Below are 18397 nucleotides of genomic sequence, written 5' to 3'. Positions count from 1 at the left end.
CGGCCCCGTCCCACCCGGATCGTCGGCTGCTAGCGGCTACCGGTGAGGAAATCGTCGAGTTCGCGGCGCGTCGGCATGCCGTTCTGGGCGCCCTGGGACAGACAGGCGAGCGACGCGCCGGCGCAGGCAAGCCGCAGCGCATTTCCCAACCCGCTATGGCCCGCCAGTTCCGCCGCCAGAATGCCGACGAAGGTGTCGCCGGCACCGGTAGTGTCCACGGGTTTCACCGGCAGGGCCGGCGCGTGAAGGCGGGTGCCTTGCGCGTCATGGGCGATAGCACCTGCCGAGCCGGCGGTGACGATACAGGTGACGTTGCCCCGGCCAGCGAGAAGCCGGGCGGCGTCCTCGATATCGGCGGGGGCGCCGAGCCTCGCCGCCGCCATCAGCGCCTCGATCTCGTTGACGATGAAGATATCCGTCACCGAGAGCAGGTCGGTGAGATCCGAGGCGGTGAGATCGGCGGGGGCCGGAGCGAGATTCCAGACGACCCGCCCGCCCGCGGCCTTCACGCGTCGCGCCGCGGACAGGCTGGCGGAGAGAAGCACCTCCATCTGCATGACCGCGACGGTCTCTCCGTCGACGAGGGCGTCCGGCAGGTCGCCGGCACGGACCGAACCATTGGCGCCGCTCGCCACGGTGATGGCGTTCTCGCCCGTGGCATCCACGGTGATGAAGGCGCAGCCCGTCGGCTCCTCGCCGGCGGCGATGTGATCGGTCGTCACGCCGTTGCCGGCGAGATTGGCGCGGCATGCCTCGCCGAAGGCGTCGCGCCCGACCCGTCCGATCATGGCCACCGAGCCTCCGATGCGGGCGGCGGCGACGGCCTGATTGGCGCCCTTGCCGCCATACAGCGTGCGATAGCCGGCGGAGAGCACGGTTTCGCCCGGACGGGGGATCGCCGCCACGGAGGCGACGAGATCCATGTTGATCGAGCCGAAAACCAGGATGCGAGGCCGCTGGGCAGGCGCCGTCATGTGTACGCTCCGCTGTCCGCTCAGCCTTCGGCGTCCATCTGGTGCAGCTTCTTGACGCGACGGCGGAAGTCCTCGTCGGTGGAGAATTCGGCGGTCAGATAGGAGGAGACGAGGTCCTTGGCGAGCCACGGTCCGACGATCTGCGCGCCGATGCACATGACGTTGACGTCGTCGTGCTCCACCGACTGATGGGCGGAATGGATGTCGTGGCAGACCGCGGCGCGGATGCCCTTCATCTTGTTGGCGGCGATCGAGGCGCCGACGCCGGTGCCGCAGACCATGATGCCGCGCTCGGCCTCGCCGGAGGTGACCTTGGCGGCGACCTGCCGGGCGATGTCGGGGAAGTCGACCGGCTTGTCGTCATACGAGCCGACGTCGATCACCTCATGGCCGAGGCTGCGGACGTGGTCGATGACGGCGCCCTTCAGCGACCAGCCGGCATGATCGGATCCAATGACGAGGCGCATGTTCTATTCCTCTTGGGGTCGGGAAAAGGCGGCGCCCGTAAAGCGGGCGCCGCCGGGATCGGTTGGGGGTCAGCTCGCGCCGCGCATGTTCTCGGGCAGATCGGTTCCGTGATACTTCTTGTAGATCGCGTTCAGCTTGCCGTTCTTGATGTTCTCAGCGATCCACTCGTTGAGCTTGGCGACGAGGCGCGGTTCGCCCTTCTTCACGCCCATGGCGAGATCGAAGGTGGTGATGAGGACTTTCGGCTCGAAGGCGCGGGCGGGGTTCTTCACGCCCACCTGGTTCACGATGGTCGCCGAGGTGGCGACGAAGTCGGCCTGGCCGGTGACGGCGGCGGTCACCATGGTGGCGTCGTCGTCATAGCGGGCGACGTTGAAGCCGCCGCCATCCTTGGCGCGGTTGGTGAGCGCGGTGTCCTGCGTGGTGCCACGCGAGACCGCGATGGTCTTGCCCTTCAGGTCGTCCCAGTTCTTGACGTCGAGCGTCTTCAGGCCACCGACGACCGACTGAAGCGCGGCGTAGGGCGCGGTGAAGTCGACCACCTTGGCACGCTCGGGCGTGACCGAGAGCGTCGAGATGACGATGTCGGCCTTGTTGGTCTGCAGGTTCGGAATGCGGGTGGCGCCGGTGGTCTGTACCCACTCGATCTCGAGGCCGAGGTCCTTGGCCAGCAGCTCGGCGGTCTCCACGTCGGAGCCCACGGGCTTCATGCTGCCGTCCATCATGCCGGACGGGGGAATGGCGAGATCCGTCGAGATGCGGATCTTCTTCGCCGCCATGATGTCGTCGAGCTGGTCGGCCCGGACGGCGGTGCCGCCGAGCAGGCAGGCGGCCGCCAGCGCGGCGGCGAGCACGGAATGCTTGAGCATGCGTCTCTCCCTTTGGTTCGTTTGCTTTGTCGGCTCAGAGCCCTGTCCCGACGAACTGCGCGAGTTCCGGGGTGGCGGGCGATGAGAGGATGTCGGCGGGGCCGGCCTCGTGGACCTTGCCCCTGTGCATGAACACCACCTGGTCGGCGATGCCGCGCGCGAAGCCCATTTCGTGGGTGACCATCACCATGGTCATGCCGTCCGCCGCGAGGGCTTCGATGACTTTCAGCACTTCGCCGGTGAGTTCCGGGTCGAGGGCCGAGGTCACTTCGTCGAACAGCATCACCTTGGGCTGCATGGCGAGCGAGCGGGCGATGGCCGCGCGCTGCTGCTGACCGCCGGAGAGCTGCTCGGGATAGGCATGGAGCTTGTCGCCGAGACCGACCTGCTCCAGCACCCTGGCGGCGAGCGTCTTTGCTTCCCTCTTCGGCACCTTCTTCACCGAATGCGGAGCGAGAGTGATGTTCTCCTCGATGGTGAGGTGAGGGAACAGGTTATAGCTCTGGAAGACGATGCCGACGTCCAGCCGCAGGGCCCTGAGATCGAGCTGCGGATTGTCGACGCGCAGACCGCACACCTCGATCTCGCCGCTGTCGATGGTCTCGAACCGGTCGATGCAGCGCAGCGCCGTGCTCTTGCCGGAGCCCGAACGGCCGATCAGCACCGTCACCTCGCCGCGCGCCACTTCGAAACTCACGCCGTCGAGCACCTTCAGCGGGCCGAAACTCTTGTGCACGTCGCGCAGCGCGACGACCGGGGCGGTACCGGCTGAAACGGGAGGGAGAGTATGGGCGTTCATGGCGTTTTCCTTCGCGTTCCTCGAGGGCCGGCTTCAGGCCAGTGCCGGCTTCTTCTGGAGGGCCGTTCGCTCCAGCCGGCGGCTGAGGCGCGAGAGCGGGTAGCAGAGCGAGAAGTAGACGAGGGCGATGATCGAATAGATGAGGAAGGGCTCGAACAGCGAGTTGTTGATGATCTGGCCGGAGCGAGTCAGTTCGACGAAGCCGACGACCGAGGCGAGCGATGTGTTCTTGATGATCTGCACCATGAAGCCGACCGTGGGCGGGGTCGCGATGCGGATTGCCTGCGGCAGGATCACCTTCACCATGCGCTGGCTGCGCGACAGGGCGAGGCCTTCGGCGGCCTCCCACTGGGGCTTCGGCACCGCCTCGATGCAGCCGCGCCAGATCTCGCCGAGATAGGCGGCGACGAAGATCGTCATCGAGGCGCCGGCAGCGAGCAAAGGCGAGATGTTGAGCCCGATCGCCGCCAGCCCGAAGAAGGACAGGAACATGATGACGAGCAGCGGCGTACCCTGGATGAGCTGCACATAGGTCGCGGCTAGGATGCGCAGCAGGCGGCTCGGCGAGACGCGGCAAAGCGCGATGAGGAAGCCTGCGGCGCCGCCACCGATGAGGGCGATCACCGACAGGCCGATGGTCCACAGCGCGCCGTGGCCGAGGAAGAGGAGATGGTTGAGATTCAGAGTGCCGCCCATGGTCCTCTCCTCACAGCGGGGTGCCGAGGCGGCGCCGGCGCGGGAACAGCGCGAGGCCGAGCAGCCAGAAGCCGAGCCGCATGATGAAGGACAGCACCACGTAGATGAGCGCCACGACGATGTAGGTCTCGAAGGAGCGGTAGGTTTCCGACTGGATGTAGTTGGCGACCGCCGTCAGTTCCTCGGCCGAGATCTGCGAGGTGACGGACGAGGCCAGCATCAGCAGCACGAACTGGCTGGTGAGGGCGGGATAGACGCGCTCGATCGCCGGCCACAGCACGACATGCCAGTAGACCTGCGCCTTTGACAGGCCGAGGCCTTCCGCCGCCTCGATCTGACCCTTGTGGATCGAATCGAAGCCGGCGCGCATGATTTCGGTCGTGTACGCGCCGACATTGATGGTGAGCGCCACCGCCGCGACCGTGAAGGCGGAGAACTTCAGCCCGAGGCTGGAAAGCCCGAAATAGACGAGGAAGATCTGCACCAGCAGTGGCGTGTTGCGGATGCCCTCGACATAGGCGCCGCAGAGCCGCGCGACGAGGAGGTTGCCGCCCCGCCGCCCGATGGCACCGAAGGCGCCGATCACCGCGCCGCAGATCACGGCGATGAAGGCGAGCTCCAGCGTCAGCGCTGCTCCGTCGAGCAGGCTCTGCCAGCGGTCGAGAACGACCGAGAAATCGAGTTCAAGACCCATGGTGGAGAACCCCACCTCACTGTCCAGAATGCGTGCTTGTGGCGTCAGCCGTTGCCGGGATGCCGCGGCTGGTTGGCCATGCGGTCATAGACACGGAACAGCGCCTGATTGCCGTTCGTCCCCTCGCCATGGGCGCGGGCCTCGACATACTGGCTTGTGACCAGCGCGGTCGCCGGCAGCGGCACCGACAAAGCGAGCGCCTGTTCCTGCACCAGCCGCAGGTCCTTCAGCATCAGATCGATGCGGAAGCCGGCGGAGGCGTCTCCGGTGATCATCGACGGCCCGAGCTTGTCGAGCATCCAGGAGGCGGCCGAGCCGCCAAGGAGAACACCGCGCATCTGATCGAGGTCGACGCCGAACGCGCGCCCGAGCGCGATGGCCTCGCAGATCGCCTGGATATTGATGCCGCAGATGAGCTGGTTGCACAGCTTCACCGCCTGACCGGAGCCGGGGCCGCCGACATGGTTGATGGTGGCGCCCATCGCTTCGAAGAAGGGCGTCGCGCGGGCAAAGGCTTCGGCGTCGCCGCCGGCCATGATCGACAGCGTGCCGTTCTTGGCGCCGACGGGGCCGCCGGAAACCGGCGCGTCGATCATGTCGATGCCGGCGGCTTTCAATTCGTCGGCCATGCGCCGCGCCGCGACGGGTGAGATGGTGCTCATATCGACCACGAGTCGGCCGCGCGGCGGATCGGCAAGAAGGCCTCCGGGGCCGAGCACGACCTCCTCGACCTGCGGCGTGTCCGGGAGCATGGTGATGGCGACGTCGGCATTACGGGCGGCATCCGCCGGGCCGGTGGCCGGCTCCGCGCCGAGAGCGACGAGCTCGGCGACGGCGTTCGGCAGCACGTCGAAAACGCGCACGGTAAAGCCGGCCTCGATGAGATTGCGCGCCATCTCGCGACCCATCGTGCCGAGGCCGATGAAGCCGACGTGTCCCTGGTTGTTCCGTCCCATGACTTCCTTCTTTTTGCTTGTCGTTCGATGCGTCAGTCGAGCTTGCCGGCGGCGCGTCCTCCCTGGATGGCCAGCTTGCGGCGGAACTCGTCGCCTATCGCGAAGTGTTCGCGAAGCGTGCGGTCGGCGACCTCGGGGTCGCCGGCGACGATGGCGTCGAACACCCGCTTGTGGTCCTCGACGAGATAGGTGCGCATGTCGAAGAGGCGCACGAGGTGACGCCGGTCGAGATGCGAGCGCGTGAGCACCGCCGCCATCGAGTCGTAGAGCACGGCCAGCGTTTCCGAGCCGCTGGCCCGGACGATGGCGCGGTGGAACTCGAAGTCGGCCCGGCCGCCGGCCTCGGTGTCGTCGATCGTCTCCTCGATCCGACGCAGGGCGACCTGCAGGCGCTCGAGATCGGACACGCTCGCGCGCTCGGCGGCGAGGCGGATAGCCTGGCACTCGATCGCGACGCGGGCCTGGATCACGTCGTCCATCAGATCGGCGCGGTGCGAGAGCGCGAAAGTGAAGAAGTCGTTCAGCACCGAGATATCCGGGCGCCGCACGATGGTGCCGACGCGGTCGCGGATCTCGACGATGCCGAGCACGGTGAGCGCGCGTAGCGCCTCGCGCAGAATGGGGCGGCTCACGCCGAGCTGTGCGGCGAGCTCGCGCTCCGGGATCAGCCGGTCGCCCGGCTTCAGAGAGCCGGCCAGAAGCCGTTCCCGCAGGAAGGCAAAGACCTTCTCGAAGCCCTTGCCGCCCTGCTCATCCAGCCGTGTGATTTCGAACGTGTCGCTCATGTCTTGTCATGCCGTGGTAAGACCAGTGTGCATACCACGGCCATCACGTCAACCCGTGCGGCGGCGAATGGGCGCCGGCGGGATGCCGAGTTGTCGGGTTCGACTTTTTCTAACCGATTAAGATGTAAGGATTTTCAGGTGCGGAGCACCGCCCTGCCACTGGTTGTAGCGGGGTTGCTGGTAGTGGCGGAGCGGCCTGTCAGGCGGCCGCCTGCCGGCGAGAGGTTCGATACCGAGCCATGGGTGCGTTATGCCGTTACCGGCCTCGTGCGTGCGGCGGGATGCGGCAGGGCGAGGCGGGGGCCTTCGCCAAAGAGCTTCTCGCGCAGCGATCCGGTCGTGTAGGCGCGCTTGTAGCGGCCACGCCGGGTCAGCTCGGGGACGAGCAGGTCGGCAATCTCCTCGAAGGTTTCCGGCATCACGGCATAGCAGAGGTTGAGTCCGTCGACGCCGGTAGAATCCACCCAGGCCTCGATGGCATTGGCGACGGTTTCCGGCCCGCCGGTGACGACCGGGCCGATGCCGCCAATGCCGACATGCTCGGCGACTTCCCGCACCGTCCATACCCGGTCGGGATCAGCGCGGGTGATGTTGTCCATGGCGGTGCGTCCGGCGTCGTTCTCGACGTGACGCACTTCATCGTCGAGGCTCAGGCGCGAGAAGTCGACGCCGGTCCAGCCGGACATGAGCGCCAGCGCGCCCTCGTGGCTGACATGCGACCTGTATTCGGCGAGTTTCGCAGCCGCTTCCGCATCGGTGGCACCGAGAATCACGGTCATCATGCTGAAGATACGGACGGCGGCCGGATCGCGGCCGGCGGCGCGTACAGCTTCGCGGATCGCGGCGACGCGCGGACCGATTACCGCGGTCGAAGGGCCGGAGACGAACACGCATTCGGCATGACGGCCCGCGAAAGCCCGCCCGCGCGGTGAACTGCCGGCCTGGTAGAGCACCGGGGTTCGCTGCGGCGAGGGTTCCGAGAGATGGATCGCGTCCAGCCGAAAGTGCGCGCCTTCATGGCGGATGGGCCTGACCTTGGCGGGGTCGGTGAAGATGCCGGCCTGCCGGTCGCAGCGCACGGCGTCGGCGTCCCAGCTCTCCTCCCACAGCCGGTAGACAAGTTCCATGTACTCGTCGGCGATGTCGTAGCGATCGTCATGGGCGATCAGCTTTTCACCGCCGGCCGCCCGTGCCGCGCTGGCGAGATAGCCGGTGACGATGTTCCAGCCGACCCGCCCGCCGGTGAGATGGTCGAGGGTCGACATGCGCCGAGCGAAGGGGAAGGGGGGCTCATAGGTCAGTGTCGAGGTGACGCCGAAGCCGAGATGCTCCGTGACCGCCGCCATGGCGGGAACCAGCAGCAAGGGATCGTTCGCCGGCACCTGCGCCGCGCTGCGCAGGGCTGCATCAGGGGTGCCGCCATAGACATCGTAAACGCCCAGTACGTCGGCGAGGAAGATGCCGTCGAACCGCCCCCGCTCGAGCGTGCGGGCGAGTTCGAGCCAGTGGTGCAGGTGTCGATATTCCGCCGAGCGGTCGCGCGGATGGCGCCACAGGCCGGGCGACTGGTGACCTACGCAGTTCATGGCGAAGGCGTTGAAGCGGATTTCGCGGGACAAGACGGTCTCCTTGGGCGCGCACCCTTCGGTAGAAGGCGGGGTGCCGGAAAATTCCTCGTCATTTCAAAGCATTGACGAGAGAGCCGAGAGGCAGGCGAGTGTTTCGCTTGACATTGCCAATAGTTTATCGATTTAGTGTATTAAAGTCATAGAGACGTCAATCATGATGCCTTTTCGCCGCAGGACATGCGCATCGCTGGTGTGTCGGCCGGTTCCTCGGAACGGCCGGTTTCATGGCGTTCCGGCGTCCGGCGTCAGGGCTCCCGCAGCGTGCGCCGCACGGATTTGTGCCTGCCGTTGAAGTCCGGTCCGGGGCGCGTCGCGTCCCTTTTCTCACGACGGCAACCGCCCCGATTTCGCAGCCATGATCTCGCTGAAGAATGTCACCAAGACCTATGCCGCCGGCGCGCGTTCGACCACGGCGTTGCGCGCGGTCGATCTCGACATCCGGCGCGGAGAGGTCTTCGGGATCATCGGGGCGTCCGGCGCGGGGAAGTCGACCTTGGTGCGTCTGATCAACCTGCTGGAGCACCCCGATGCCGGCCTCGTGGCCGTCGATGGACGCACCACCGATGGGGTGCGCGGACGCGAACTTCTCGCACTTCGCCGCCGCATCGGCATGGTGTTCCAGCATTTCAACCTGCTGAGCGCCAAGACGGTCGCCCAGAACGTCGCCTTTCCGCTTCAGCTGGCCGGTGAGCGCAGCCGCACCGCGATCGAGGCGCGCGTCGCCGAACTGCTGGCCCGCGTGGGGCTTTCCGAGCACGCGCAGAAATATCCGCGCCAGCTTTCCGGCGGGCAGAAGCAGCGCGTGGGCATCGCCCGCGCACTCGCCTGCCGCCCGTCCATCCTGCTCTGCGACGAGGCGACGAGCGCTCTCGATCCCGAGACCACGCGCTCCGTCTTGCGGCTGCTCTCGGAGATCAATCGCGAGCTGGGCCTGACCATCGTGCTCATCACCCATGAAATGGATGTGGTGCGGCAGATCTGCGATCGCGTGGCGGTGCTCGACGCCGGGCGGGTGGTGGAGGCTGGGCCGGTGGAGGAAGTGTTCCTGCATCCGCGCCACCCCGCGACGCTCGCCCTGGTGCGCGAGGCCGCGCGCGAAGAGGACGGCGGGGTTTCGCCCGGCCGCGGCGCTATCCACCGGCTGACCTTTCTGGGCGCGGCGACACACAGCCCCATCCTCGGCGTGCTGGCGCGTGAGCATGGCGTCGATTTCAGCATTATCGGCGGTCGGATTGGATCAATCCGCGACCAACCCTTCGCACAGCTCAACGTGGCGTTCAGCGGCGGCGACGTGGCCGGCGCTCTCGCGCGCCTCGACGCGGCAGGCATCGATGTCGAGGCGCTCTACGACCGATCCGCTGCGGCCATACCCGCCGAAGCCCGCATCCGGGAGCTGGCCCATGTCATTTGACCGCGTCGACTGGGTCCAGATCGGCTATGCCGCGCTCGATACGCTCGCCATGCTCGGCGGCGCGCTGTTCTTCACCGTGCTGTTCGGTCTGCCGCTCGGCGTGATCCTCTTCCTCACCGGCCGGGGGCAGCTTCTGCAGCAGGGCGCGATCTACGGCGCCTTGTCCTTCGTGCTGAACATCCTGCGTTCGGTGCCCTTCATCATCCTGCTCATCGTGCTGATGCCGGTGACGACGATCCTCACCGGCACCTCGCTCGGCGTGCGCGGCGTGATCCCGCCGCTCGTGGTGGGCACCACCGCCTTCTTCGCGCGCCTGGTCGAGACCGCGCTGCGTGAGGTCGACCGGGGCGTCATCGACGCCTCGCGGGCCATGGGCGGCACCGTCGGGCAGATCGTCTTCCGCGCCCTGCTGCCGGAAGCGCTGCCCGGCATCATCGCCGGCATCACCGTCACCGCCATCGTGCTCGTGGACTACACGGCGATGTCGGGCGCCATCGGCGGCGGCGGCATCGGCGATCTCGCCATCCGCTATGGCTACCAGCGCTTCCAGACCGAGGTGATGGTGGTGACGGTGATCCTGCTCATCGTCCTCGTCCAGCTTCTTCAGGCGGCCGGAAACCGGCTCGTCCTTCACTTTTCCCGCAAATGATCCAGCCACGGATGCATGTCATGAGCCCGTTCAAGACCGGCCTCTTCAAGACCCTCGCCTCGACCGTCCTCTCCGTTGCCCTGCTTGGCGCTCCGGCCTTCGCCGGTGAGAAGTTGGTGGTCGGCGCCACCGCGGTTCCCCATGCGGAGATCCTGGAGTTCGTGAAGCCCATCGTCGCCAAGGACGGGCTGGAGCTCGATATCCGGGTGTTCTCGGACTACATCCAGCCGAACGCGCAGCTCGTCTCCAAACAGCTCGACGCGAACTACTACCAGTACCGGCCGTTCCTGAACGACTACAACCGCGAGCGCGGCACCGCGCTGGTGCCGATCGTGCCGGTGCATGTCGAGCCCTTCGTCGCCTATTCGCAGAAGATCACGTCGGTCGATCAGATCAAGGACGGCGCCACGGTCGCCATTCCGAACGATCCGGTGAATGGCGGGCGCGGCCTGCTGCTGCTGCAGAAGCTCGGCCTGATCAAGCTGAAGGGCAAGGCGGAACTCGACACGCCGGAAGACCCGCTGCCCAGCCAGAAGGACATTCTGGAGAATCCGAAGAACCTCAAGATCGTCGAGCTGGAGTCGGCGATCCTGCCGCGCGCCCTCTCGCAGGTCGATCTCGCCGCGCTGAACGGCAACTACGTGCTGGAAGCCAAGCTCGACCTGAACAAGTCGCTCTACATCGAGCGCGGTCAGGACGGGAAGAAGGTCTGGGGCGAGTACCTCGTCACCCGTCCCGAGAACAAGGACGACCCGGCGATCAAGCTTCTCGCCAAGGCGCTCAACTCCGACACCACCCGCGAATTCATCAAGGAGCGCTATCAGGGGCAGGTCTATCCGGCCTTCTGATGCGGTCCTGGCGGGCGCCCGGCCGGTGCCCGCCTCCTCCTTCCCGCCAGCGGATATCGACATCATGAGCATCGACGCCACTGCCTTCGCGCCCCGGCCCGCTGCGCCGCCGGCCCCGGGAGCGCCGGGCTGGGTGCCCTCCCGTCCCGCGCGTCCCGCGCATGTGATCGCCGACGATGCCGAGGCGATCGCGGTGGCGAAGAGCCTCGCGCCGCTCTTCGCCCGCGACGCGCGCGAGCGCGACCTTGAACGACGCCTGCCTTTCGAGGAGGTCGATGTCTTTTCGCAGAGCGGGTTGTGGGGGATCACCATCCCCAGGGAATATGGCGGCGCTGGCGTCTCCCAGCGCACGCTGGCGAGGGTGTTCGTCGAGCTCGCCTCGGGCGACGCCTCGCTCACCCAGATCGCGCAGAACAGCTTTGAGATCATCGACGTCATCCGCCGGACCGGCAGCGAGGAGCAGAAGCGCGAGCTGTTCGGCCTCGTGCTCGCAGGTTATCGGCTCGGTAACGCCTTCTCCGAGTTCAAGGGCAAGAATGTCGAGGATTTCTCGACCCGGATCGTCCGACGCGGCGACCATTACGTGGTCAGCGGTGAGAAGTTCTATTCCACCGGCGCGCTCTTCGCCCATCTCGTGCCGATCATCGCCCTCGATGAAGAGGGGCATGTCGTCGTGGCGGTCGCCGAGCGCGACGCGCCCGGCCTCAAGGTGATCGACGACTGGTCCGGCATCGGCCAGCGCACCACGGCGAGCGGCACGGTCCGCATCGAGGAGGTCGTGATCCCGGCCTCGCGCTTGCTGCCGGCCCACATCGTCTACGAGAATCCGAGTGCCGTCGGGCCGCAGAGCCAGCTCCTGCAGGCCGCCATCGATGCCGGCATTGCCAAGGGCGCGCTCGCAGCGACCATCGATTTCGTTCGAAACCAAGCCCGTCCCTGGATCGATAGCGGGCAGGAGAAGGCCACGGAGGATCCCTACACCATCGCGGCCATCGGCGATCTGGCGATCCGGCTGCACGCGGCCGAGGCCCTGCTCGACCGTGCCGGCGAGCAGATCGACGCCACGCTGCGGGACATCAACCTCGACAGCATCGCGCTGGCCAAGGTGGCGACCGCCGAGGCGAAGGTACTGACGACCGACATCGCGCTCCTGGCGACCTCGAAGCTGTTCGAGCTCGGCGGCACCCGCGCGAGCCTCGCCCACCATGGGCTCGACCGCCTCTGGCGCGACGCGCGCACCCATACGCTGCATGACCCCGTGCGGTGGAAGTACCACGCAGTCGGCCAGTTCTACCTGAACGGCGTCCACCCCCCGCTTCATTCCTGGATCTGAGGCTGGCCCGCGCGGCCGGAACAACGGGAGACGACCATGTCCCGCCACATCCGCTTCAATGCGTTCGACATGAACTGTGTCGCCCACCAGTCGCCGGGACTGTGGGCGCACCCGCGTGACAAGTCGTGGAAATACAAGGACCTCGACTATTGGCAGGACCTTGCCCGCACGCTCGAGCGCGGGATTTTCGACGGCATCTTCATCGCCGACGTGATCGGCTATTACGACGTCTACAAGGGGTCGAACTGGCACGCGATCCGCGAGGCGGCGCAGATCCCGGTCAATGACCCGCTCCAGCTTGCCGCGCCTATCGCGCTGGCGACCGAGCATCTGGGCATCGGCATCACCGCTTCCACCTCCTTCGAGCACCCCTATACCTTCGCCCGCCGCCTCGCGACCGCCGACCATCACACCAAGGGACGCGTCGGCTGGAACATCGTGACCTCCTATCTGGAGAGCGGCGCCAAGAACATCGGCCAGGGTGGTCTGCGCGGGCACGACAACCGCTACGAGGTGGCGAGTGAGTATGTCGAGGTTCTCTACAAGCTGCTGGAAGGCAGCTGGGAAGAGGACGCGGTGATCCGCGACCGCGACGGCCGCGTCTTCACCGACCCTGCCAAGGTTCACGAAATCGGGCACAAGGGGAAGTATTTCGAGGTTCCCGGCTATGGGCTGACCGAGCCCTCGCCGCAGCGTACGCCGGTGCTCTATCAGGCCGGAGCCTCCGGTGCCGGCAAGGCCTTCGCCGCGGGCCATGCGGAATGCGTGTTCGTCGGCGCGCCGACCAAGTCGCTGCTGAAGGCCTATGTCGCGGATATCCGCGCTCAGGCCGCGGCGGCGGGGCGCGATCCGCGCAAGGTCTACATCTACAATCTCATCACCCTGATCGTGGATGAGACGGACGAGAAGGCGCGGCGGCGCTTCGAGGACTACAGCAGCTACGCTTCCTATGACGGCTCGCTGGTCTTCATGTCGGGCTGGAGCGGCATCGATTTCGGCCAATATGCCCCGACCGATCTGCTCAGGAAGGTCGAGACCAACGCCATCGTCTCGATGGTCGAGCACTTCGCCGGCAAGGACAAGCCGTGGACGGTCGAGGAACTGGCGCGCTGGGGCGGCATTGGCGGCGTCGGACCGGTCTTCGTCGGCTCGCCTTCCACGCTCGCCGATATCCTGCAGGAATGGGTGGAGGAGACCGATGTCGACGGCTTCAACCTCGCCTATGCGGTGACGCCGGAGAGTTTCGAGACGGTGGTCGACCTGCTGGTGCCGGAGCTCCAGAAGCGCGGCGCGTACCCCACGGCCTACCGGCCCGGAACGCTGCGCGAGAAGCTGTTCGGCGACGGGCCCTACCTGCCGGCGACCCATCCGGCGCAGGGCTATCGCGACATCGAGGCGGTCAAGCGCCGGGAGGCCGAGCAGCGGGCCTCAGGGGCGGTGGCTGCCGAATGAACTCCGCAGGCCCGCCGGTGTCGATCCTCGTCCGGGTGGGCCGCTTCCCGACACTCTTCACAAGGTGACGACATCATGAGCCAGATCGATTCCGCCTGGGGTGCAGGCCCGAGCGAGCGCTACGAGGCGCTGGCCGACCATTTTCGTCCGGTCTTCGCGCGGATTGCGGAAGGCGCCGTCCAGCGCGAGCTCGAACGGGAGCTCGCCTTCGAGCCGATCAAATGGCTCAAGGAGGCCGGCTTCGGTGCGGTTCGCCTGCCGGTGGAAGCGGGCGGGCTCGGCGCCAGCCTGCCCGAGCTCGCCAATCTGCTGATCGAGCTCAGCGAGGCGGATTCCAATGTCACGCAGGCGCTGCGCGTGCATTTCGGCGTGGTCGAGGACATCCTCAACACGAAGGACGCCGCCCGCCGCGAGCGCTGGTTCAAGCGCATCGCCGCCGGCGAGACCACCGGCAGCGCCTGGACCGAGGCCGGCAATGCCTCGATCGAGGCGTTCGGTACGCGGCTGACCGAGAAGGGCGGCGAACTCACCGTCACCGGCGCCAAATACTACACGACCGGTTCTCTCTACGCCGACTGGATCGACCTCGGCGTCACCGGTCCGCAGGGCGAGGAGCTCTCGGTCTTCGTGCGTACGGACGCGCCGGGCGTGAAGATCGTCGACGACTGGGACGGCTTCGGCCAGATTCTCTCGGTGAGTGGCACCACGACCTTTACGGACGTGCCGGTGGCGCGCGAGGAGGTGGTGGACGACAAGGACCGCTTCAAATACTCGGCGGCATTCTACCAGCTCTACCATCTCGCCACGATCGCCGGCATCGGACGCGCCATTACGCGCGACGTCGCCCGCGCGGTGGGCGCGCGTAATCGCACCTACACCCATGCCAACGGCCCCCGTTCCAGCCAGGACCCGCAGGTTCTGGCGGTGGTGGGACGCGCGCGCGGTGCGGCCTATTCGGCGGGTGCCATCGCGCTGAAGGCAGCGGAATCGCTCCAGCGGGCCTTCGACGCACGTCTCACGGGAAATGACGAGGCCGAGGAACATGCCAACGCCATCGCCGAGCTGGAGACCGCGCAGGCGCAGACGGTGGTGACGAGCCTCGTGCTCGATTCCGCCACCAGCCTGTTCGACGCGCTCGGCGCTTCCGCCACGCGCAAGCCGCTCGGTCTCGACCGGCATTGGCGCAATGCGCGCACGCTCTCCTCGCACAATCCACGCATCTACAAGGACCGCATCGTCGGAGACTTCGCCGTCAACGGCACCCTGCCGCCCTATCAGTGGCGGATCGGCCAGCCGGCCGCCGAGCCCGCCCGTCAGGCGGCGGAATAAGGAGCAGGCCGCGCGCGGACCAACGAGGCTCCGCGTGCGGCGTCATATCGGAAGATGCGGGAAGGACGCCGCAAAGGCTTCCTCCAGCGTCGTCGCCGTAAGCGGCGCCAGCATCGGCAGGCGGCCGAGAACGGCAGCGCCGCCGAGATCGGCGACGATCTCCTGCGTATCCGGCTCGGCATCGCCGATGAAGGCGACGCCGAGGACCGGGATGGATCGACGGCGCAGTGCTTCCAGCGACAGAAGCGTGTGATTGATGGTGCCCAGCCGGGTGCGTGCGCACAGGATCACCGGCAGCCGCCAGTCGGCGAAGACATCCAGAAAGGTGAGCCGCCGGGTCAGCGGCACCATCAGCCCGCCGGCTCCCTCGATGACCAGCGGGCCGGTCACCATCGGCGGGACGAGGCGGTTGGGATCGAGAGCCACACCGTCGATGCAGGCCGACCGATGCGGCGAGGCGGGGGTGCACAGCCGATAGGCTTCCGGCAGAACCCGTCCGGCCGGAAGGCCGCCGAGCCTTTTCGCGACCTCGCTGTCGGTTTCGCCGTCGAGGCCCGCCTGCACCGGCTTCCAGTAGGATGCGCCGGTCCGGCGCGCGAGGCCGGCGGCGAACACGGTCTTCCCGATGTCCGTATCGGTGCCGGCGACCACGATGCGCGTGTCGCCGGCACTCTGGGCGTTCACCGCGTATCCCCGGCAAGCGGCGTCACGGGCGCGGGTCGATGCGCGACCGGCCTTTGCGCCGGGCTGTATGGTGTCGGGAGACCCGCGTTCTCTTCGGGCAACGCCGCTGCCCGCATGCCGAGCTTGCCGAGCAGGGTGGCGTCCCGGTCCCGGGCCGGGTTGCCGGTGGTCAGCAGCACCTCTCCGGTGAAGATGGAGTTGGCGCCGGCGAGGAAGCAAAGGGCCTGCAACTCGTCGCTCATGGCGCTGCGTCCCGCCGAAAGGCGCACGACGCTGCGCGGCATCAGGATGCGGGCGAGCGCGACGAGCCGCACGAAAGTGATCGGCTCGACGGGTTCGGCCTTCTGCATCACCGGCGTACCGGCGATCGGATGCCACATGTTGAGGGGCACGCTCTCCGGCGGCTCGTCGAGATCGGCCAGCGTGACCAGCATGGCGATGCGGTCGTCGATGGTCTCGCCCATGCCGACGATCCCGCCGCAGCAGACCTTGATGCCGCCGGCGCGGACGCGGTCGAGCGTTTCCAGCCGGTCCTCCATCGTCCGCGTGGTGACGATCTGGGGGTAGAAGGCCGGGGAGGTGTCGATATTGTGGTTGTAGTAGTCGAGGCCCGCTTCGCCGAGGCGTTCCGCTTGCGCGGGCGTGAGCATGCCGAGCGTGACGCAGGCTTCCATGCCAAGCGCCTTGACGCCCTCGATCATGGCGCACACCACGTCCATGTCGCGGTCCTTGGGGCTCCGCCACGCCGCGCCCATGCAGAAGCGCGTGGCGCCGCCCGCTTTCGCCCGCCGCGCCTCGGCGAGCACGGCCTCCACCTCCATCAGCTTTGTCGCTTTCACGCTGCCGCGGTGGTGGGCACTTTGCGAGCAGTAGCCGCAATCTTCCGGGCAGCCCCCGGTCTTGATGGAGAGCAGCGTCGCCGTCTCCACCACTGCCGGATCGAAACAGCGACGGTGGACGCTCTGGGCCTGGAAGAGCAGTTCGGGGAAGGGGAGGGTGTAGATGTCCCGTGCCTGCGCCTGTGTCCAACGGGGGCGGCGGGAGCCGACCGACCCCTCGGGTCGGTCGGGCGAGGAAGGGACAGCGCTCACCGCCCGATCTTCCCGATCAACCGCCGGGGAACGAACAGTGCCCCGATCGCGACCATGGCGATGTTGATCAGATCGCCGAGGATGAAGGGTGTGAAGCCGAGCGGAACGACGTCGGCAACCGGAACATAGAGTGCCAGCCAGATAAGGCCGAGCGCATAGGTGACGGCAAGGCCGGCCAGCATGGCGCCGGTGCGGCCGAGCGTGCCACGCCCTTCCGCCAGCGCGCCGGAAATCCAGCTCGCGGCGAGATAGCCCAGGAGATAGCCGCCGGTGGGGCCGACCATGTAGGCGAGGCCGATGCCGCGTTCCGGGGTGCCGGAGAAGACCGGCAGACCCGCCGCGCCGACAGCGAGATAGGTCAGGAAGGTCGCGGTGGCGAGGCGCGGGCCGACGGCGAGGGCGACGGTCATCACCGCCAGCGTGTGCAGCGTCATCGGCACCGGCCAGGATGGCACGCGGATTTTCGCACACAGCGTGATGAGCGCGACGCCGAGAACGATCACGGCGGCTTTCTTCGCCATCGAGCGAAGCTGCGGGGGCGACAGGGCGAGAGTCTGATTCATGATCACTCCTAGATTATAGATAATTATCGAATCTATCGATAATGAATCCACAGGAGTCGCCGGGACGCAATGCTATTTATAGATAATAATCAGCCGACAATGGCGAAGGCGCTGCGCGGCGTGCCGCCGGAGCTGGAAACCGGACGCTGCCCGATCCAGCCGACATGCCGGGCAAGGGTCGCACAGGCGGACTCGATGTCGCCCTTGCGCAGATAGGCGAGGATGGCGCGGTGATCGTGGTCGGTGCGCGCCTCCCAGTCCGAGCGCCAGGCGGCGAAGAGGAAACGCGCACTGGCGGCATGCAGGTCATCGATGGCGGCGAGCAGGCGGGGCATGCCGCAGGGTTCAAGGATCAGGCGGTGAAAGCGCCGGTTGGCTTCCTCCCACGAGCGTACATCCCGCGAGGCGTCGCCAGCATGCGTGGCGTCCTCGGCGGCGTCGAGAATGGCGGCAGTGAGGTTAGGCGCGGCATGCCGAAGGGCGAGCACCTCAAGGGCGGCGCGCATCTGCGCGACCTCCTTCACTTCGGCCAGCTCGAAGGACGCGACGCGCACACCGCGGCGCGGCTCGCTGACCGCCAGTCCTTGCGCCTCCAGACGGCGAAATGCCTCGCGGACCGGAACATGGCTGGCACCGAATTCCTCGGCGATATGATCCTGCCGAAGCCGGGCGCCGGGCTCGATCTGCCCGGCGATGATCCGTTCCGCGAGGGTGCGGCTGATGCGGGCCGCCAGTGTCTCTTCCGATCGTGCGCTCATGTTTTATAGATAATTTGCGCCGGGGTGATTGTCGATGCGGCGCCCCCTCGCACCGCCGCGCGCCTGTTGCCGCAGCGAACGTGGAAGCCGGTCGCCACCGTGCGGCGGGCGCTGGCCGACATTCTTCTGGTGACACCGGCCGATCTCAAACAGCATGTCGACGACGTGGCCGGGACCATCGTCCAGCGGCACGGCTTCGTGTCCTACCGGGCCCATATCGCGCGCGTCGGTCGCGGCCGGCAGATCGAGCTCTGTTTCATCGTTCCGGCCGCATGGCCGGCGCGGCGGCTGGAGGAATGGGACGCGATCCGCGACGAGATCGGCGCGCTGATCGGCAGGGACAGTCCCGACCGGTGGATGACCATCGTCTTCACCACCGATCCGGAATGGGCGGACTGAGCGGCCGACGA

Annotated in this window: 19 protein-coding genes and 1 pseudogene; 7 read left to right on the top strand and 13 right to left on the bottom strand. The window is 67.2% G+C overall.

The window, feature by feature from the left end; all coding sequences use genetic code 11:
* Window positions 1-29: 29 nt before the first annotated feature.
* The 9 genes from STARVERO_RS12965 to STARVERO_RS12925 all read right to left on the bottom strand — a co-directional run bounded on the left by STARVERO_RS12965 (window position 30) and on the right by STARVERO_RS12925 (window position 7860).
* Window positions 30-974, bottom strand: coding sequence for a ribokinase (locus STARVERO_RS12965; protein ID WP_159599246.1), 945 nt, complete (start codon window positions 972-974; stop codon window positions 30-32).
* A 20-nt stretch (window positions 975-994) separates the two neighbouring features.
* Window positions 995-1441: a ribose 5-phosphate isomerase B gene (gene rpiB / locus STARVERO_RS12960; protein WP_159599244.1), complete on the bottom strand. Its 447-nt coding sequence runs from the start codon at window positions 1439-1441 to the stop codon at window positions 995-997.
* 69 nt (window positions 1442-1510) lie between these two features.
* Complete coding sequence (locus STARVERO_RS12955; RefSeq protein WP_159599242.1) at window positions 1511-2311, bottom strand: transporter substrate-binding domain-containing protein; 801 nt, start codon at window positions 2309-2311, stop codon at window positions 1511-1513.
* A gap of 34 nt (window positions 2312-2345) precedes the next feature.
* The gene (locus tag STARVERO_RS12950; RefSeq protein ID WP_159599240.1) at window positions 2346-3110 is read right to left on the bottom strand and encodes an amino acid ABC transporter ATP-binding protein; all 765 of its coding nucleotides are present in this window, start codon (window positions 3108-3110) and stop codon (window positions 2346-2348) included.
* Window positions 3111-3143: 33 nt separating this feature from the next.
* On the bottom strand, window positions 3144-3806 hold the full coding sequence (locus STARVERO_RS12945) for an amino acid ABC transporter permease (protein ID WP_144344550.1): 663 nt from the start codon (window positions 3804-3806) through the stop codon (window positions 3144-3146).
* A 10-nt stretch (window positions 3807-3816) separates the two neighbouring features.
* Window positions 3817-4500: an amino acid ABC transporter permease gene (locus STARVERO_RS12940; protein ID WP_159601760.1), complete on the bottom strand. Its 684-nt coding sequence runs from the start codon at window positions 4498-4500 to the stop codon at window positions 3817-3819.
* A gap of 44 nt (window positions 4501-4544) precedes the next feature.
* Entirely contained in the window at window positions 4545-5492 is a 948-nt protein-coding gene (locus tag STARVERO_RS12935) for an NAD(P)-dependent oxidoreductase (RefSeq protein ID WP_340162843.1), read from the bottom strand.
* Window positions 5489-6241 carry a FadR/GntR family transcriptional regulator gene (locus STARVERO_RS12930; RefSeq protein ID WP_144344553.1) on the bottom strand — a complete coding sequence of 251 codons (753 nt, stop codon included), beginning with the start codon at window positions 6239-6241 and terminating at the stop codon, window positions 5489-5491. The genes STARVERO_RS12935 and STARVERO_RS12930 overlap by 4 nt, the downstream gene beginning before the upstream one ends.
* Before the next feature lie 248 nt (window positions 6242-6489).
* Window positions 6490-7860 carry an LLM class flavin-dependent oxidoreductase gene (locus STARVERO_RS12925; RefSeq protein ID WP_159599236.1) on the bottom strand — a complete coding sequence of 457 codons (1371 nt, stop codon included), beginning with the start codon at window positions 7858-7860 and terminating at the stop codon, window positions 6490-6492.
* 364 nt (window positions 7861-8224) lie between these two features.
* On the opposite strand from STARVERO_RS12925, the gene STARVERO_RS12920 reads away from it, so the two are divergent.
* The 6 genes from STARVERO_RS12920 to STARVERO_RS12895 all read left to right on the top strand — a co-directional run bounded on the left by STARVERO_RS12920 (window position 8225) and on the right by STARVERO_RS12895 (window position 14891).
* The gene (locus tag STARVERO_RS12920; RefSeq protein WP_159599234.1) at window positions 8225-9280 is read left to right on the top strand and encodes a methionine ABC transporter ATP-binding protein; all 1056 of its coding nucleotides are present in this window, start codon (window positions 8225-8227) and stop codon (window positions 9278-9280) included.
* Window positions 9270-9929: a methionine ABC transporter permease gene (locus tag STARVERO_RS12915; protein ID WP_159599232.1), complete on the top strand. Its 660-nt coding sequence runs from the start codon at window positions 9270-9272 to the stop codon at window positions 9927-9929. The genes STARVERO_RS12920 and STARVERO_RS12915 overlap by 11 nt, the downstream gene beginning before the upstream one ends.
* 20 nt (window positions 9930-9949) lie before the next feature.
* Window positions 9950-10777, top strand: coding sequence for a MetQ/NlpA family ABC transporter substrate-binding protein (locus STARVERO_RS12910; protein WP_210253538.1), 828 nt, complete (start codon window positions 9950-9952; stop codon window positions 10775-10777).
* 64 nt (window positions 10778-10841) lie between these two features.
* The gene (locus STARVERO_RS12905) at window positions 10842-12110 is read left to right on the top strand and encodes an SfnB family sulfur acquisition oxidoreductase (protein ID WP_159599230.1); all 1269 of its coding nucleotides are present in this window, start codon (window positions 10842-10844) and stop codon (window positions 12108-12110) included.
* Window positions 12111-12146: 36 nt separating this feature from the next.
* Complete coding sequence (locus tag STARVERO_RS12900; protein ID WP_144344558.1) at window positions 12147-13562, top strand: LLM class flavin-dependent oxidoreductase; 1416 nt, start codon at window positions 12147-12149, stop codon at window positions 13560-13562.
* Between the two features lie 75 nt (window positions 13563-13637).
* The gene (locus STARVERO_RS12895; RefSeq protein WP_159599228.1) at window positions 13638-14891 is read left to right on the top strand and encodes an acyl-CoA dehydrogenase family protein; all 1254 of its coding nucleotides are present in this window, start codon (window positions 13638-13640) and stop codon (window positions 14889-14891) included.
* A 42-nt stretch (window positions 14892-14933) separates the two neighbouring features.
* On the opposite strand, the gene bioD is transcribed toward STARVERO_RS12895, so the two are convergent.
* From bioD to STARVERO_RS12875, 4 genes are all read right to left on the bottom strand, one after another.
* Window positions 14934-15575, bottom strand: a complete 642-nt coding sequence (gene bioD / locus STARVERO_RS12890) for a dethiobiotin synthase (protein WP_159599226.1) — start codon at window positions 15573-15575, stop codon at window positions 14934-14936.
* Window positions 15572-16666, bottom strand: a complete 1095-nt coding sequence (gene bioB / locus STARVERO_RS12885; RefSeq protein WP_159599224.1) for a biotin synthase BioB — start codon at window positions 16664-16666, stop codon at window positions 15572-15574. The genes bioD and bioB overlap by 4 nt, the downstream gene beginning before the upstream one ends.
* A complete protein-coding gene (locus STARVERO_RS12880; RefSeq protein WP_159599222.1) occupies window positions 16663-17229 on the bottom strand; it encodes a biotin transporter BioY in 567 nt (188 codons plus the stop codon). The genes bioB and STARVERO_RS12880 overlap by 4 nt, the downstream gene beginning before the upstream one ends.
* Window positions 17230-17318: 89 nt before the next feature.
* Window positions 17319-17987 carry a GntR family transcriptional regulator gene (locus tag STARVERO_RS12875; RefSeq protein ID WP_159599220.1) on the bottom strand — a complete coding sequence of 223 codons (669 nt, stop codon included), beginning with the start codon at window positions 17985-17987 and terminating at the stop codon, window positions 17319-17321.
* A gap of 87 nt (window positions 17988-18074) precedes the next feature.
* On the opposite strand from STARVERO_RS12875, the pseudogene STARVERO_RS12870 reads away from it, so the two are divergent.
* Window positions 18075-18386 (top strand): annotated as a pseudogene (locus tag STARVERO_RS12870) (cation transporter); the annotation flags it as partial.
* Between the last annotated feature and the right edge of the window lie 11 nt (window positions 18387-18397).

Source organism: Starkeya nomas, assembly GCF_902703545.1.
In the GTDB taxonomy this organism is placed as follows: domain Bacteria; phylum Pseudomonadota; class Alphaproteobacteria; order Rhizobiales; family Xanthobacteraceae; genus Ancylobacter; species Ancylobacter moscoviensis.
The sequence above is the reverse complement of the archived record's forward strand: the minus strand, read 5'-3'. Positions and strand labels throughout refer to the sequence as shown.